This is a genomic window from Limosilactobacillus albertensis (assembly GCF_014145555.1).
Classification (GTDB): Bacteria; Bacillota; Bacilli; order Lactobacillales; family Lactobacillaceae; genus Limosilactobacillus; species Limosilactobacillus albertensis.
Genome location: NZ_JACIVD010000069.1, coordinates 103,834 through 120,888 on the forward strand (window position 1 = coordinate 103,834; position 17,055 = coordinate 120,888).

Here is a 17,055-nt window from a genome sequence, read left to right on the forward strand (position 1 = left end):
CTTAAATTTTAATAATATAACAAGAAAGTCCTCTAGTGCCCCATAAAAATGGTTGCTGCTAGAGGACTCTTATTATTCACTTTATATTAATTCTGCTTGATCTTACCACTAATAACATCACTATAAATTGGTGTTGGTAAACCAAATCCGCCACAAACAGGGACTAATTCTCCAGTGATATTGCGTGACTCGTCACTTGCGAGAAACGCAACCGCATTAGCAATGTCTTCAGGCTCAACAAATTTGCCAAGCGGAACATTATTTAAGAATGTTTCCATAAAGTCCTTGGATAGATTCTTAATAGCATCAGTATCAACCATTCCAGGTAAGACTGCGTTACAACGAATCTGTTGACGGGCATATTGAACAGCAATATTTCGTGTTAATGAATCAATCGCCGCTTTGGAGGTCGTATAAGCTAGACGCGAGACATCCGGTGTTGTTCCGGCAACCGAAGAAATATTAACAATACTTCCACCAGTTTTTTGTTTCATCATCTGCTCAACAGCGTAACGTGTACCGTAGTAGACACTACCAATATTTTCCTTAATAATCGCAAAGAACTTTTCTGGATCGCCAGTTGTCAGCGTCAAATCATGCGCAATATCAGTTGTTCCAAAATTATTAACCAGGATATCAATTCGACCAGCGTCTTTAACTACTTCATCGACCATTGGCTTGTATGAACTAAAGTCAATCGCATTGTAAACCACCCGCCGATAGCGATCATTTTCTGCATGCAGCTTATTAGTCAAATTAATGTCTTTATCACTATCACGAACTGCCATGTAAACAATCGCACCATCTTCAACAAACTTTTTAACAATCGCAAAACCAATTCCGCGGCTACATGCCGTTACAATTGCAACTTTTCCTGTTAAATCGCTCATATCTGCACCTTCCTTAATTAATAAATTTATAACTGCTTACATTTTTATTATATTGAATTCGTTTTCAAAACTTAAGGATAATGCATTATATTTAATTTTTAACAATATAATTAAAAAAACTGAGAACAAGTTTTATTCCCAGTTTTCGATTTATTTGATAAAACGGTTAAGGATAACCATTCCAATAATTAGCAGTAGAATGGCTAAAGCATACAAGACAATTTCAACCGGATCACCATGCGTTGCAATTAGCCCCCGCAATAAAGCTGTAACTCCTAAACTCATCAAAAAGTTAACGGAAATATGACCATTATGTTTAAGCGCTGAAATAATCATTGCTATAAACTCAAAGAATAGGAAGAAAACAATTACATCATCGAGGATTTTAAAATAAACATTCGCCAGGTTTAAAGTAAATAACTGCGTGCTGAGGTTGAATAATTCAATAAATAATACAACGCTCAAACAAATACCCAATAGGGCCATCGCAATAATTGTCAGTAATTGCAAAAAACGACTAAATTTAACAATAAACTGATTAAACTTTTCCACTTTGATTCTCCATCAACCTAACTAGAACCAACTACGAACCCAGTTAACCAACCGTGTCCACCAAGATTGGGCCTCTTGTTGAATAGCCTGACCATCTTTAGAATTCAAAAATTTCTTAGCTTTATTCATCATGTCGCCAGATGAATTCTTCACATTATTAATAGTATCAGTAACGTGTGAACTATAGTCTTTACTGGAACTGATTGGTGAATTATTAAACTGAACTAAAGCATTAATAATTGGCTGCTCATAATTCTTGGTTTCATTATAAATATTACGAGCTTCTAGTTTTTGATTAAATGTTGTCTGAATATCATTTTGCGTTGGGGTATTCCCCTGTTTCTTTTGCTGGTTAATTTCTTTTGTCGTATCACCAACCGCCGCCATTAATTTACCAGGGTACTTGCTATCATCTTTATTTGCCTCAATCGCACTATTTGTAGCAGTTAGCATTTGGTTAGCTGATTGCGTGTTCTGCTCATTAAGGCCAACCCCATCAGCCGCAATTGCTTTATAAACTCCTGTCAACGCCGATTCACCAGACACAGCACGATTAGCACTAACGGTAATTGTTACATCAGTTACTCCTGCCATCTGGGCAACCATTGCGTATTGCTGGGCGGTGACTTTAGTGATATTATCCTCGCCATTAAACTTTTTGACATTAACCTTTATTCCAGAACCTGGATCGGTCGGAACAATTGCCACTGAACTAACCATTGCAGCATTAGTAGTTGACCCGTTAGGACTGATGTACTTCTGATAGTCGCTTGCCGTTGCTGTCAGGTTAGTAAAATTATCGTCAACTGCTAAAACGTTATCCAGTTCACTCTTATCTGCAGCTCCTGCACCATATACAACATATGACTTATTAAGTGTATGCGTTTGAGTGCTATTACTACTTGAACTTTCACTATTTGTAGTTTCAGCTGCTAATACACTAGTCTGCGTAACCGGAACAGCTAATAGTGAAAATGCTAGCGTTGACGCAAGCAATATCTTTGTTAACTTTTTCGAGTGCATGTATGTTCTCCTTTTTTCACGAAATAAGCTATTTTAATAATAAAAAAATTGTCCTAAAAATACTAGTAATTTACTAACATCTTTAGAACAGTTTAATGATTAATTCGGCGTGTTTATTCCAATGCTATTTCGGGAGTATAATCGATCGTCCTTAACTAGTCGCAGCACTAAATCAGCAATCGAACTTATCGTTGCATATTGACCGCCAAACGGCTGCCCTTTCTGTGTTATTACATAATTAATCGGTCCGCGCATAAACCAACCGGGACGAATAATCGTATAGTTAAGATCAGAAGCTTCAATTGCATCAGCTGCCTGACGATAAGGAATTAAAGCTGGCTTATGCTCCAAGTTGTTAGCTGTCCCGATTGAATTTGGAATCTCATTATAAATTCCCATTGAAGTAATAAAAATTAGCCGTGAAACATGATTACGATTCATTGCGGCAATTACTTGCTCGGCATACACTCCTAAAGGACCACGAAGAGCTACAAAAACTGCATCCTGATTAATCATTGCTTTATCAAGATCAGCAGCATTCATTACGTTGCCTGCGATTATATTTTCCTGGGGGTGCGGATCAATTTGATTTGCGGAACGGGCAAATAGCGTTAAATGATAATCAGTATTTTTTAAGAATTTTTGGCGAACCGCGCTTCCAAGAGTCCCAGTTGCTCCGAGAATCAAGATGTTTTTCATCATTATTTCTCCTCCAACTGTTTTTGTACTTCCTCCAACCACTGAATCTGACCCTGTGTACGTGATATTGCACGCATCAGGATTAAGTAGTGACCATAATTATTTTGGATCATCGTATCATCAGTAAAAAGTTTTTGGCGACGGTGACCTAAATAATTAAGTTCTTTCTTTAATAGTACCAATTGTTGGGAAATTAGTTCAGGAATCCGCTTATCATTCATATCTTTAATAAAAAATAATTTTAGCGAAAAAAGGTCTTCATGTACCGGCAGCTCTGTAACTAATTGGTTTAGCCAATCGTCTAGCGTCTTTTTACCGGCTGCGGTTATTTCGTAATACTTTTCCTTGGCATTATCACTATTCGTTGAAACTTTAATCCACCCATCATTTACCATTCTTCTCAATTCAGGATAAATCTGACTGTGCGATGCTTTCCAAAAATCACCAATTTCAGTACTAAATTCCGCTGTAACTTCACGACCAGTTATCTTAGGCTGGCCATTAATAATCCCTAAAATAATAAAAGGAAGAACTCGTTTTTTTGGCATTATTAGTCCTCCAAACATTAATTCTTCCCTATATTATACTAATTTATTTATTAATCCGCCGATAGTTTTCATCAAAATACCGACCTTCGCGAATATCATCTGTAATTCCATCATAAGGTGCTTCTGAAATAACATCTTCATTATTTTGACCAGCATCCCCGATATAAGTAATATGAGCAAACTCAGGCACTACTAATTTAGGATATGTATCATATTTTTCTCGTGCTTCATGCATTCGGTCAATATGTTCATTTTGAAATGTTACCGTAATTTCAGGATGCTGTTTCACCCAAGCAGGGAAGAAAATCGTCCCATTAAGCTTCTTTTCATTTGGTACAAAATCAAGGGCAACATCTGTTCCTGTCGGCTTCGTCCATGCTACCTTATAAATTCCTTCTGTCAACATAACAATGTTAGCTTCTTGGTCTTTAACCCAGCGACCTGCAACCATACCACCATGAATTCGGTAATCAACTGTATGATCATTTTTTGCGTACCATTCATACTCCCAGCCATTATCGTAAGTATAAATAAAGTGGGTTCCTAAAAAGTCATCGAGAGTCTTAAACTTCTTTTCTGTCATTTTTATCATCCTTTCATCTTCATCAACGATTTTATTTTATGTCGTTATCGACACAAAGTCAAACAAAAAAGAGAAATTTTTGATATTTCTCTTTCGCTTTACTAACTTATTTTTCCCATAAGAACTTAATTAGTGCTTTATTTACTTGGTTATTATTATGTAATTTACTGTGTTGAGCATTTTTACCATGGATTTCGATTTCCTGATAAGACTTAGCCCGGCCAGCAACAAGGTATTTCAATGATTTAGCAGAATTGACTGGCACATCTTCATCAGAATGACTGCCATCACCAACATCACCATAAATATTTAGAACCGCGGTATTCTTAGGAAATGTTTGGCGCAATCCTAATAATCCGCGATATGCGGAATCCTGTTGCTCCGGTTCACCTGTTTGCGCATCTATTTTAGCCTCAGCTTCACGCTCCCCAACTAACCCATTATAATGACCGGCAATTGCGACTAAGTGGGCGACCTTAGGCAAATTTTTATTATTCACATTATCATTAATGTAGTTAATAATCTCTAAGTTTCCCATTGAATGACCAACTAAGTTAATCCGCTTATAATGATGTTGTTTTTGCAAAGCAACTACTACATTTTTTACATAAGTCCCACCGTGACGATACCCTTGAGTATAATCATCCTGGTAACCAGCCAATTTATTATCTTCTAAATTCACTTCAACAATCGGGTTGACTGCATTAGCTGGAATTTGGTGATTAAAGGTAACATTCCCTTTCTTATCAACATTTGCTCGGACAATTGTTTTAGTAACTCCTGCGTCACGAGCAGCATTCGCCATCTTTTCTTCCGCGTGTGAACTACTACCCCAGCCATGGACAAAGATTGTTGGGGTGGGCAATTGAACATAGTGGGTGACTGCATGGGCACTAGCGGTGAATCCTCCTACCCCTAACAGTGCTATTACTAAAGTAAAAAGTAATTTCAAACTTTTTTGCATTTATTTCTCTCCAATTTCCTTAATTATTTTTGCTGGTACTCCTGCCACAACCGCATTAGCAGGAACATCTTTCGTCACAACCGCTCCTGCTGCAACAACGGCATTCTTGCCAACTGTTACACCAGGTAAGATCGTTGAATTAGCACCTAACCAGGCATTTTCATCAATCAGCACCGGCTTCATCTCAACCTCATGCCTTCTCTGCGGATCTAGCGGGTGATTTACTGAAATAATCGTTGCATTCGGTCCAATTAAAACGTTATCAGCTAATGTAATCCCGCCAAGGTCAGTAAACATTACACCGCTATTGATAAAGACGCCTTTTCCAATTCTTAAATTAGCACCATAGTCACTTCGGATTGGTAATCGGATTTCAACCGAATCATCAATTTGTTGACCAGTAATATCACCGATCACTTGGCGAATTTCTCTTTGACTTGCCGCCCTGCTATTCAATTGTTGAAGAAGGTCTTGGCTTTTTAAAGCGGTTTCAGTAATTTCCTTTATCTATTTAAGATCTGCGCGTTGCATTGACATCCCTCACCTTATTGATTTGTTATATTCATCATAACTACTCACGGTAAGAATGTTAAATACTTATATTTTATAGTGAACTATAATCAAAACGAATGGTAAGACTATAAATATAGCTACTGATCCGAAGAGCGTCCTAATCAGTAGCTAATAAATTATGCCAAGCTAAGATTATCTACCCATGAATCGATTTGCCCAGCATTATTTAACACGGCTCCTCGATTAACCTTAGTATCATAATTATTTTCTTTGATTGCTCGTTCAATAAAGCTTTGCGAACGATCATAATTCGTTCCGCCAGAAGTAGCAAACAGTGCTAAGTTCTTGCCGTTTAAATCAAGCTTATCAATTAAATCAGCAATCATCCGTGGCGGAATTGCCCACCAGATCGGGTGTCCAATCACGATATTATCGTAGGCAGTGATATCAGGAAAATCCTCTTTAACAGCTACTCGGCTATTGTGATCGTGCTGCTCGATTGAAGTCCGACTAGTTGAATCATGCCAATCGAGGTCTGCGGCAGTATATGGCTGAGCAGCATGAATTTCCGCAATATCGGCATCTAATTTTTGGGCAACTTTTTCTGCAATTTTCTTAGTTGTGTTTGTTGCAGAGTAATATAAAACAAGGGTTTTTGCCATATAAAATCTCTCCTTTATCATTTTGTTCCTTAAGAATATGGTTAGTATAAGGCTTAAAGTATACTTTAAGTCAAGCGCTAAAATTAATTTTCATTTTCGATTTTTGAAAACACTTCCATAAGCGACATTGACTCTAAAACATTCTTTTCCGTCCCATCTTTAACTGCTTGGTCATAATATGCACATTTAAAATCTAAAATTTGTAGGTTCTTTTGCATTTCTTTCATTTTATTAAGCAGTCTTTGCCGAATTGCGTGAAATAATTTCTGGCGTTCAACAATTGAATCATCACCTTGAGCGATTAGTCGCGTATAATCTTGAATTTCTTTAAGCGTTAAACCAGTCTTTTTCAAGCATTCAATCACCCGAATTGTATCAATATCCCTTTGAGTAAACTTGCGGATTCCGCGAGAACTTTTTTGTAAATAAGGTAAAAATTCTAGGCTATCATAGTAACGAATCGTCGAACTAGGAAGTCCGGTTATCTTTGAAACTTCACCAATTGAGTACACTTTTTCTGTCTCTAGCATTTGTATTCTCCTCCACTTAAAGTTAACTTTAATTTTTGGTTATTATATCGCGCTAATTCCGAGTTTCAACCATTTACCGCCTTGCTTTTTTTACAGGGCTAATTTTAAAATAAACTCAAAATACTTATATGGAGGATACTTTATGATTCGTGCAATTGCCACCGACATTGACGGTACATTTCTGACAACTAAACGGACGTATGACCACCAGCTATTCAATACTGCCTTTCAGCTAATGCAACAGCGAAATGCTAAGTTTATTGTTGCTAGTGGTGACCAATATTACTTTCTCCGGTCACTTTTTCCAGAGATTGCCAACCAAATCGCCTTTGTCGCTGAAAATGGTGTTCTAACGGTTGACCAAGAAGAAGAAATTGCCTGTGGTCAGTTAAAGATAAATGATGTTAGAGACATTATCGCCTATGTTGATGCGGTTCCCGATACTTACTACGTTGTTTGTGGTCGCCAATTTGCCTATGTTAAAGATTCCATGCCTGAAAAATTCAAGCAGGGTCTTCACCGCTTCTATACGCGTACCAAGGTCGTTAAAGATTTTTCGTCCCTCAATGATAAGATATTTAAATTTGCCCTAGTCGTCCCACCAACAAACATGCGGACAATCGCACATAATATTAACACCAAGTTTGCAGGAATTATCCGTGCAACCGCTAGTGGTAATGGCGCAATTGACTTAATCATTCCAGAAATGGACAAATCATACGGGCTAAAAAAGTTACTCAATCGTTGGCAAATTTCACCAACCGATTTAGTAGTTTTTGGCGATGGTGAAAATGACCTTGAGATGTTTGATCTTGCTGGCACCAGTTACGCCATGGGAAACGCACCGACAAACGTTAAGGAAGCAGCTACTCATACGATTGGAACTAATGATGATCAAGCGGTGTTACGTACCATAATTGATATTCTTAAATAAAAAAGCAGGCATCACAGCCTACTCTTAGCTATTAATCATTAGCATGCACATCATATTGACTAAGCATTTCTTCAACGCCCGGTGCATCTGGATCGTGCATCCCTTTACCTTTATCTAAAGCCCGCATTTGATCCATTTCAGCAGAGTTTAATTCAAAGTCAAAGATTTCCATGTTGCTCTTGATCCGAGCTTCATGAACTGACTTTGGAAAGACGATAATACCTTCTTGATGTTCAAAACGGAGAATAATTTGTCCGGCATCCTTCCCGTATTTTTTGACCATCTTGGTAATTACCGGTTCTTTTAATAAATCAGCATTGCCTTGACCAAGTGGTGCCCAGGCTTCTAAGGCAACCCCTTTTTCTGCCATGATCTTCCGAATCGCTGTTTGTTGGAAGTAAGGGTTAAATTCAACTTGGTTAACTGCTGGCATTACATCAAAGTTCGGAACAAACTTATTCCAAATCTTCGGTGTCATGTTAGAAACACCAATTGAACGAATCTTACCAGCCTTTTGTGCTTCTTCCAGTGCCTTCCAGGCTTCATCGACCTTGCCATATGGTTGGTGAATCAAGTACATATCCATGTAGTCCAAGCCAAGCTTCTGCAATGAAAGATCAATAGCCTTCTTAGCATCTTCATAAGCGTAGTCTTGGAGCCAGAGCTTAGAAGTTACCCAGATCTGGTCTCGTGGAATTCCACTGTCCTTAATTGCTTTGCCAACTTCTTGTTCGTTAAAGTAGGCCGTGGCGGTATCAATGTGACGGTAACCAGCGGCCAAGGCGTCTTTAACTGCTTGGTAGGTGGTTCCATCAGCTGGAATTTGAAAGGTTCCAAAGCCAAATGAAGGAATTTCATTACCATCGTTAAGTTTGAATGTTGGAATATTAGTCATTAAATATGTCCCCCTTATTTTTCACTATTTTGCACTTGCTTCAGACTCGAACCAAAAATTTGCTCAATCGTCACAGGATCACGGTGGTCAAAGAATTGACTTTCATTCTTATCCAGGTTAGCCATCTTCTTCATATCGTCATCAGAAAGTTCAAAGTCAAAGACATCAATATTTTCCGCCATCCGCTTTTGGTGCACGGACTTTGGAATTACCGTGATGCCGCGTTGTAAGAGCCAGCGCAGAATTACTTGACCATTGCTCTTGCCATACTTTGCAGCAATTTCGGCAATGGTTTCGTTAGTAAAGATGTTATGCTTACCTTCTGCAAATGGTGCCCAGGCTTCAACCCGAACATCTTGGCTTTGTGCAAACTTTACTTCATCATCTTGTTGGTACCACGGGTTAACTTCGATTTGGTTAACAGCTGGCTTAACTGGCATTGTCAGTATTAAGTCTTGCAACTGGTCAGCGTAGAAGTTAGAAACACCAATTACTCGAATCTTGCCTTCTTTTTGCGCTTCTTCTAATGCTCGCCAAGCGCCCATCGTGTCACCGTATGGCTGGTGAAGCAGGTAAAGGTCCATGTAGTCGAGACCAAGCTTTTGCAAAGAAGTATCAATTCCCTTCTTAGCCCGTTCGTAGTTAAAGTCAGAAACCCATAATTTAGAAGTAACAAAGATATCGTCACGGTTAACTGAACTGTTCTTAATTGCCTTGCCAACCGCCTCTTCATTTTGGTAAGCAGCGGCAGTATCAATTAAGCGGTAACCTGTTTCAATCGCTTCGGAAACTGCTTTTTCTGCTTGGGATAAATCAGGAACTTGGAAAACTCCAAAACCAAGCGTTGGCATTTCGACACCGTTATTTAGTTTTACTGTTGGAACACTATCTGACATCAGAATAACTTCCTTTCGTTTGCTTTTGTGATTGCCTATATCATAACCGTATAACAACGAATTGAAAATTACTTAAAAGGTATGTTAGTATACGCTAAATGTATGCTAAGCGGAGGAATAATAATGATTGATAACTACCTACTAGAGGAACTCGTAACCTTTGCTAAATATAAAACCCTCGCAAGGACAGCATCCGAATTAAATGTTACTCAGCCCACTATCACGCGAGGGATGCAAAAGTTAGAAGGTGAATTAGGCGTGCCATTATTTGATCGGCAACCGAATCGCATTACATTAACCAAAACTGGAGAATTGGCAGCTGAAAAAGCTAGTACCCTTCTCCAGGCTAACCAACAATTTGTTACTGAAATAAAGAACTATGCACGTAACCAACAAGTCTTGAAAATCGCCAGTGTAGCCCCAGGACCGCAGATCGTTTTGACTCGAGAACAACAGCAATTAAACATGAATATTGAAATTGAACACCGCTTACTTCCAAATGATCAAGTTGAAGCTGGACTTTTAAATCACCAGTATTCACTCGTGATTACTAGTCAAGAAATTCAAACTGATTTAATTGAATCCCGCTACTTTGGTCCAGAACATCTTTATGTTAATTTGGATCAATTCATGTACCTTGCTAACCAACGCCAAGTTAGCTTTAAAGAATTGGCTGGTCTCAGCTTTGTTGTGCTCAATGAAATCGGTCCGTGGAAACAAATCATTCAAGATCATATTCCTAACGCGAAATTTCTTTACCAGGCTGAGTACGATTCAATGCAAGAATTAACCAAGTACACCAACTTCCCGTTTTTTACTACCAATATCACTAATCCAAATGAAGTCTATAATACTTATGACAGTGTCATGATTCCGATAACTGATGAAGCAGCTACCATGACTTTTTATGCTGCTTATTTAAAAAGCCAACGAAGTACGATTGCTCCATTGACGAAAAAATTGGTTAGCGTTTGGCCTAAAAAATTATAAAGCTATACATGATGTCCATTTTTCAAAAGTGTAAAATTATTTTCATATTCATCGATAATCTAATTAAAGTGTCAAAGTAATTTTGAACTAATGGTATAATTAGTATAAATAAGAAATTACTTTCAAATTAATAGAGGGGCTTATAAAATGATCAAACGAGATAGTTATATGGAAAGACTAGATCTTGTCCGCAATAAACAAATCATTAAAGTATTAACTGGTGTTCGGCGATCAGGAAAGTCAACTATTTTAGAAATGTACATGCAACGATTAAAAGAGACATTTAACGTTGATGATGATCAAATCCATCATCTTAACTTTGAAGATCTTGGAATTTCTAATCTCCAAGATTATCACAAGCTATATAACTACCTAAACAATCATTTAATTGCTGACAAAATGAATTATATTTTTCTTGATGAGATTCAAAATGTTACTCACTTTGAAAAGGTACTCGATAGCTTATTTATTAAAAAGAATGTTGATCTGTATGTAACAGGTTCAAATGCCTTTATGCTTTCTGGAGAATTATCAACACTGTTATCCGGTCGTTATATTGAAATTCATGTTTTTCCGTTATCATTCGCAGAGTTTTTACCGACTATGGTCAACACCCCTAAAGCCCAAGCATTCGAGCGTTATTTGGAAAGAGGCGGTTTTCCGTTTGCCATTGAATTGAATGATAATCAAACTTATCACGATTATATTGACGGTATTATTAATACAGTGCTAGTTAAAGACATTCTTGCGCGTCGTGAACGTGGTAACGCTACTTTCGTTGAAGAATTAGCTAAGTATTTAACGGATACAACTGGGAATTTGATCACACCAAGAAAAATAGCAGGATTAATGACTTCAAAGGGTGTCAAAACAAGTTCAGCAACTGTTACTTCATATTTGAAGAACTTCACTGATGCCTATCTTTTCTATAAATGTGATCGCTATGATATTAGCGGCAAAAAATACTTAACGATCAATTCAAAATACTATCCAGTCGATCCAGCGCTGAGAATTGACTTATTAGGGACAAAGCGCCCTAATTTTGGTAGCCGCTTAGAAAGTATCGTGTATTTAGAACTACTACGACGAGGATATGAAGTTTATGTAGGCTCATTGGGTAGTTTAGAAATTGATTTTGTTGCAATTAAAGATGGTATTAAAGAGTATTACCAGGTTTCCCTTTCAGTTAAAGACGAACACACTTACCAACGTGAAATACGAGGCTTTCAACAAATTCACGATAACTTTCCCAAAAGATTATTAACTGAGGATAGTGGTTATTACAATGATAATGGGATTGAACAAATTAACGTAATTGATTGGTTGTTATCATAGACTTACACCCAAAATTTAATTTTCTCATTAATGAAATAGTCCATTAACTAGTTCACCAAAGACTAATTAATGGACTATTTATTATTGCCTGACTAGTGCCTCAATTAACTGAAGCTTTTTTTACTTTGGGAACTTTTCTGTTTCATAAATCTTCTGTAATGTCTCGGCGTCCTTACCGATGCTATATTGGTAACCGTGTTCTGTATTCCAGGACATAATTGCTGAAACCTTACCAAAGGTGAACCAAGCAGCATCATTTTCGCCATTATTTTTCATCACAATATGAAGAACTGTCTTCAAAATAACCTCATGAAATGCTTGATCTTGCTTTTGACGATCAATGATTTTTTTGCTGACTACTGATGTATTATTCATGATTGTCTGAAAAAAGTAAAATGGTCGGTGGATAAAATCATTTACTGAAATATCGGCCTGGTCAATCATTGAAGTTAGTATCTGTTCAATTAAATCATACTTATCACGATAATGAAGATAAAAAGTATTGCGGTTAATTAATGCCCTACTAACGATATCTTTGACCGTAATTTTACTAAATGGCTTCTGCAATAATAATTCAGCAATTGCTTGTTGAATTTCTCGTCTAGTCCTAATTTTTCTCATGTCTGAAATTTTAATCACCACTTTATGGACAGTGTCGTTTAAATATGCAAAGCAAAACTATTACCCATCGTCTATCCTTAATATGCCAGTTACAATATAAAAAGTCAATTAAAGGAGAGTGAATTATGGGAAAACTACTTAAACGACTCGGCGAATTCATGGCTAAGCATAAGTGGACAGCTATTATTATTTGGCTAATCGCTTTAATTGGTTTTGGAACCGCTGCTGCCAAAATTGGGTCTAATTACAATGAGTCATTATCGATTTCTGGAATTCCTTCGACTGAAATTCAGTCAACGTTGAAAAAGGAGTTTCATCAGGACACCGATCACGGAACTCTTCAAGTTGTAATTAAGACGAAAGATAAAAATGGGCTGTTAAATCCTAAAACACAAAAGGCAATTACAGCTTCAATTGCTAATGCTGAAAAAAAGTCACACGTTGATTCTGTAACGAACCCTTATCAAACAAAGCAATTTAGTAAGGACTTAACAACAACCTATGCTACTGTAACTTACAACCAGAAGGCCAACTCAGTTACTCCTGAAACAATTCATAAAACTCAAGATGCCTTTAAGTCTCTTGATCACCAAAAGGGTGTGCAAGTTGAATATACTGGAACAGTTTCTCTTCACCCAATGGGGGTAAACGAAATTGCTGAGCTAATTGGGGTTGCGATTGCCTTTATCTTCATGGTAATCCTCTTCCGCTCATTTATTACTGCTGGGCTACCCATTATTAGCGCCGTTGTTGGGCTTGCAATTGGATTACTTGTGATCGGAATTGGTTCAAACTATTTTGAAACGGCATCAGTTGCTCAAAGTTTAGCGATGATCTTAAGCCTGGCGTGCGGTATTGATTACGCCTTATTCATCATTAATCGTTACCGAACTAATCGTGTCACTGAAGATGATCATATCAAGGCAATTGGTATGGCAATGGCAACCGCTGGTAGTTCAGTATTATTTGCCGGAATCACTGTTATTATTGCTGTTGCTGGGTTAAGCCTTGTAGGCATTGATTTCTTAACTCAAATGGGATTAGCTGCAGCAGTCGGTGTTGCTTTTGCAATTCTTTCGGCCCTAACCCTCTTGCCAGCTTTAATTTCATTAGTGCATAAACATATTAGACCAGCTAGCAATCAAACAGGGAAGCATAAGAAAAAAATTAAAAATAATGGGCTTGTCGAACACACTATCATCCGCCACCCGTTTGTAACTGTAATCGTCAGTGCTCTTGTTCTGCTTGGCTTTGCAATTCCTTCTGGACATATGAGACTTGGAATGCCATATAATGGATCCTTACCTACTAATCAAACTGAACGGAAGGCCTATGATATTCTGTCCGATAAATTCGGTGAAGGAATGAACGCCCAATTAATAACTGTTGCGAAGTTAGATAAAAATGCTACTCCAGAAGAAAAGCAACAAGATGTAATGGAAATTACTAAGCATCTTTCAGAAATGAAAGATGTCAAAATGGCTACTCCAGGGATGATGAGTAATAGTGGAAAGTATGCAGTCTTTATGGTTATTCCAACTGAAGGACCAGAATCCGTAAAGACCGATCAGCTTGCTCATCATATTAAGAAGTACTCCAACACAACCGAAGATAAAATGAATACTAAGCTGATTCTAACTGGTACTAATGCTATTAATATCGACATTGTTGAAAAACTAAACAAGGCGATCCCCATTTTTGCTGGAATTGTGATGGCACTGGCTTTTGTCTTAATGATGATTGTCTTTCGTTCATTCATCATTCCACTAGTTGCGATGGCTGGATTTGGTCTCTCACTTCTTGCTTCCTTTGGGGCACTAACTGCCGTCATGCAGGATGCAGTAATGAATACTGTCTTTGGTATTAGTAAAGGAGCACCAATTATCGCCTTCCTTCCAGTAATTGCGATTGGGATTCTCTTCGGACTAGCAATGGACTATGAAGTCTTCCTCGTTTCTCGGATTCGTGAAATCTACTTGCTAACCGGAGACAATACTAAGGCGGTTAGGATCGGAATGAAGGAAAATGCCAAGGTAATTATCACTGCCGGCCTCATCATGATTTCCGTTTTTGGTAGTTTTGCAATTACATCTAACCCAACAAGCAAATCAATCGGCCTTGCACTCGCATTCGGGGTTTTCTTTGATGCCTTTATCGTCCGCCTAATCTTTGTTCCGGCAATGATTAAACTATGTAGTAAATGGAATTGGGTATTTCCAGGAATGCGGCGCAGCAAAATTGAATACAGAAAATAATTAACTTTAGGAGGAACTCATCATGACAGTAAATAACTTGGCTTTTAACAAACATTGGCCGGAAATGAAATTTAGTAAAAATATGTTGCAGGATGCTTTAATTAAACACGTTCTCGGTCTGACTAACTATCATATGGCAGATATTGGTGAAGTGTTTGAGGTAACAGTTAACTTAAAGAATGGTAATGAAAAAAACTGGATTAGTTCCTGGGCAGCTATGGCTAACCGCCTCCAGAAAAAAGCTCAGGACTACGAAGCAAAAAATAAAAAAATTAGTGCGGCAAGTGCTTATCTCCGTGCTTCAACCTACTGGCGAGTATCCTTAATGTATTTCAGTAACAAAGAAGACGTTCGGATGAAAGACTATTGTCTAGCCAGCCAAAATTGCTATGATAAAGCTCTTGACTTATCCGATTATCCAGGAACCGCGATTCAAATTCCTTATGAGGATACTACTCTTCCTGGACACTACTTTATCTCCCCATCTGCTGGGCAAGATGCTCCATTGTTAATTGTTGTTCCAGGACGTGATACTTGGGCTGACGACACTTGCTGGGTAACCGATGCTGCAATTAAACGTGGTATTAACGCCTTAACGTTCGATGGCCCCGGCCAGGGAATGACCCTACGACTACAAGGCTTACCGTTCAGACCAGACTTTGAGAATGTCATGAAACCAGTTCTGGATTTTGCTACTAGTTTACCGCACGTCGATAAAAATAGAATTGGCGTCATGGGGATGAGTTTTGGTGGCTTTCAGATTCCCCGAGCCGCAGCATTTGATAAGCGAATTAAGGTTTGTATAACCGACCCAGGAAACATTGCTTGGGGTAAGATGATTAGCCAGCGGCTGAATAAGATTCTTTCCTTGCCGAAATCTCTTCGCCCAGCAATGCTCGAATATATGTTAGAGGATTATACTTGGAAACACGGTTGCTCAGAAGAAAACCTGTTGAATGAGTTGGCAAAATACGATAATACTAAGATACTTAACAAAGTATCAGCTAAAACTCTTGTCCTTAATGGTGCTGCCGAAATTAATCCGACAACTGCTAAAGAATTCTATGATTTATTAACATGCCCTAAGGATTACCTATTCTTTGACGAAGATTCCACTGCCCAGCAGCATACCCAAATGGGCGGGTATGCACCAGCAAGTGAGAAAATCTTTAATTGGATCAGTGATAACCTATAAGAAAAGGAGGAAGCGATAATGAAACTCTTTATTATCGGAGCAACTGGGCGAACTGGCGAAGAGTTAGTTAATCAAGCTCTGGAAAAGCAAAATGAAGTCATTGCATATGTTCGTCATCCCGAAAAAATGGTTAAACATCAAGGTCTTGCGATTGTTGCTGGTGAATTAAATGATATTGAACTGATGGCAACATCAATGAAAAATTGTGATGCTGTTTTAACCGCCCTCGGTAATCCGATTTCCAATAGTAATGGTAAACTTTTTGCCCTAGCCATCCCAAATATTATTGAAGCAATGGATAAGGCTAAAGTTAAGCGACTGGTTAGCATGTCTGCTCTTGGCGTTGGCAAGACCTTCGATAATACCCGCTACCCGTATCGCCTAGGCGCAAAGGGTTTTTTGAAGGGAAACTTTGCTGATCATGATGCCGGAGAAAGACAACTCCCTAATTCCGATCTTAATTGGACAACCATTCATCCCGGCCCGCTTTTTAACGGCAAAAGAACGCCTCATCCCCTAGTCCGTGATGCCACCTCAAATTATAAAATGGCCGGTGCACCTCGCACATACCGCAGTGATGTTGCACAGGTAATGCTAAAAATCGTCAATGATCCTACTACTTATGGCAAGCAATTGATCATGTCTTCTAAGCAAGATCAATAGTAATAAACTCCATCAATAAATATTTAAAAGCTTCAATTGGCGTTTTACGTGCTATAAATTGAAGCTTTCCTTTAAAATTTTACTTTCAATTTCGTAAAGAATAAATTTACAAATCCTACCCATTTTTATACTGTCTATTTTAATAAACTCGTTTCATTCTTAAAATCGGGTATGGATTCCCCTGATCATCAATCGTTAACTCTTTCAAATGCCAGAAACAGCGCTTGAATATCTTGGTAAAGGCGTGAATTAAATACCATCGTTTTAGCTGTCCGTTAATGCTAAAAAGCTAAGTAAAGGTCACCCC

General features: G+C 38.1%; 19 protein-coding genes. 6 read left to right on the forward strand and 13 right to left on the reverse strand.

Annotated elements, in window-relative coordinates; all coding sequences use genetic code 11:
* Positions 1-86: 86 nt before the first annotated feature.
* The 10 genes from H5S41_RS09085 to H5S41_RS09130 all read right to left on the reverse strand — a co-directional run bounded on the left by H5S41_RS09085 (position 87) and on the right by H5S41_RS09130 (position 6,964).
* Positions 87-890: an SDR family NAD(P)-dependent oxidoreductase gene (locus H5S41_RS09085; RefSeq protein ID WP_182603056.1), complete on the reverse strand. Its 804-nt coding sequence runs from the start codon at positions 888-890 to the stop codon at positions 87-89.
* 150 nt (positions 891-1,040) lie between these two features.
* On the reverse strand, positions 1,041-1,442 hold the full coding sequence (psiE, locus tag H5S41_RS09090) for a phosphate-starvation-inducible protein PsiE (RefSeq protein ID WP_163705114.1): 402 nt from the start codon (positions 1,440-1,442) through the stop codon (positions 1,041-1,043).
* A 21-nt stretch (positions 1,443-1,463) separates the two neighbouring features.
* Complete coding sequence (locus H5S41_RS09095; RefSeq protein WP_182603057.1) at positions 1,464-2,465, reverse strand: DUF1002 domain-containing protein; 1,002 nt, start codon at positions 2,463-2,465, stop codon at positions 1,464-1,466.
* A gap of 99 nt (positions 2,466-2,564) precedes the next feature.
* Positions 2,565-3,164, reverse strand: coding sequence for an NAD(P)H-binding protein (locus H5S41_RS09100; protein WP_182603204.1), 600 nt, complete (start codon positions 3,162-3,164; stop codon positions 2,565-2,567).
* A gap of 2 nt (positions 3,165-3,166) precedes the next feature.
* Complete coding sequence (locus H5S41_RS09105) at positions 3,167-3,712, reverse strand: PadR family transcriptional regulator (protein WP_182603058.1); 546 nt, start codon at positions 3,710-3,712, stop codon at positions 3,167-3,169.
* Between the two features lie 43 nt (positions 3,713-3,755).
* Positions 3,756-4,295, reverse strand: a complete 540-nt coding sequence (locus H5S41_RS09110; RefSeq protein WP_182603059.1) for a phenolic acid decarboxylase — start codon at positions 4,293-4,295, stop codon at positions 3,756-3,758.
* Between the two features lie 106 nt (positions 4,296-4,401).
* Positions 4,402-5,259 carry an alpha/beta hydrolase gene (locus H5S41_RS09115; RefSeq protein WP_182603060.1) on the reverse strand — a complete coding sequence of 286 codons (858 nt, stop codon included), beginning with the start codon at positions 5,257-5,259 and terminating at the stop codon, positions 4,402-4,404.
* Positions 5,260-5,766 carry a DapH/DapD/GlmU-related protein gene (locus H5S41_RS09120; protein ID WP_182603205.1) on the reverse strand — a complete coding sequence of 169 codons (507 nt, stop codon included), beginning with the start codon at positions 5,764-5,766 and terminating at the stop codon, positions 5,260-5,262. It abuts the gene before it with no gap.
* Positions 5,767-5,948: 182 nt separating this feature from the next.
* Entirely contained in the window at positions 5,949-6,434 is a 486-nt protein-coding gene (locus H5S41_RS09125) for a flavodoxin (protein WP_182603061.1), read from the reverse strand.
* 83 nt (positions 6,435-6,517) lie between these two features.
* Complete coding sequence (locus tag H5S41_RS09130) at positions 6,518-6,964, reverse strand: MerR family transcriptional regulator (RefSeq protein WP_182603062.1); 447 nt, start codon at positions 6,962-6,964, stop codon at positions 6,518-6,520.
* A gap of 142 nt (positions 6,965-7,106) precedes the next feature.
* Here H5S41_RS09130 and H5S41_RS09135 point away from each other — a divergent pair, with 142 nt between their 5' ends.
* Positions 7,107-7,898: a Cof-type HAD-IIB family hydrolase gene (locus tag H5S41_RS09135; protein ID WP_182603063.1), complete on the forward strand. Its 792-nt coding sequence runs from the start codon at positions 7,107-7,109 to the stop codon at positions 7,896-7,898.
* Between the two features lie 31 nt (positions 7,899-7,929).
* On the opposite strand, the gene H5S41_RS09140 is transcribed toward H5S41_RS09135, so the two are convergent.
* Together H5S41_RS09140 and H5S41_RS09145 are read right to left on the reverse strand one after the other, a co-directional pair.
* Positions 7,930-8,793 (reverse strand): aldo/keto reductase, encoded by an 864-nt coding sequence (locus tag H5S41_RS09140; RefSeq protein ID WP_182603064.1) that lies wholly within the window; start codon positions 8,791-8,793, stop codon positions 7,930-7,932.
* A 14-nt stretch (positions 8,794-8,807) separates the two neighbouring features.
* Positions 8,808-9,689, reverse strand: coding sequence for an aldo/keto reductase (locus H5S41_RS09145; protein WP_182603065.1), 882 nt, complete (start codon positions 9,687-9,689; stop codon positions 8,808-8,810).
* Between the two features lie 123 nt (positions 9,690-9,812).
* Between H5S41_RS09145 and H5S41_RS09150 the strand changes: the two genes are divergently transcribed.
* Complete coding sequence (locus tag H5S41_RS09150; RefSeq protein ID WP_182603066.1) at positions 9,813-10,679, forward strand: LysR family transcriptional regulator; 867 nt, start codon at positions 9,813-9,815, stop codon at positions 10,677-10,679.
* Positions 10,680-10,826: 147 nt separating this feature from the next.
* On the forward strand, positions 10,827-12,014 hold the full coding sequence (locus H5S41_RS09155) for an ATP-binding protein (protein WP_182603067.1): 1,188 nt from the start codon (positions 10,827-10,829) through the stop codon (positions 12,012-12,014).
* Positions 12,015-12,134: 120 nt separating this feature from the next.
* Here H5S41_RS09155 and H5S41_RS09160 read toward each other — a convergent pair whose 3' ends face one another.
* The gene (locus H5S41_RS09160; RefSeq protein ID WP_182603068.1) at positions 12,135-12,635 is read right to left on the reverse strand and encodes a TetR/AcrR family transcriptional regulator; all 501 of its coding nucleotides are present in this window, start codon (positions 12,633-12,635) and stop codon (positions 12,135-12,137) included.
* Between the two features lie 125 nt (positions 12,636-12,760).
* Between H5S41_RS09160 and H5S41_RS09165 the strand changes: the two genes are divergently transcribed.
* Genes H5S41_RS09165 through H5S41_RS09175 form a run of 3 tightly spaced genes read left to right on the forward strand, consistent with a single transcriptional unit; the run spans position 12,761 to position 16,748 of the window.
* The gene (locus H5S41_RS09165) at positions 12,761-14,890 is read left to right on the forward strand and encodes an MMPL family transporter (protein ID WP_182603069.1); all 2,130 of its coding nucleotides are present in this window, start codon (positions 12,761-12,763) and stop codon (positions 14,888-14,890) included.
* 22 nt (positions 14,891-14,912) lie between these two features.
* Positions 14,913-16,085 carry an alpha/beta hydrolase family protein gene (locus H5S41_RS09170; protein ID WP_182603070.1) on the forward strand — a complete coding sequence of 391 codons (1,173 nt, stop codon included), beginning with the start codon at positions 14,913-14,915 and terminating at the stop codon, positions 16,083-16,085.
* A gap of 18 nt (positions 16,086-16,103) precedes the next feature.
* A complete protein-coding gene (locus H5S41_RS09175) occupies positions 16,104-16,748 on the forward strand; it encodes an NAD(P)-dependent oxidoreductase (protein ID WP_182603071.1) in 645 nt (214 codons plus the stop codon).
* Positions 16,749-17,055: the final 307 nt, after the last annotated feature.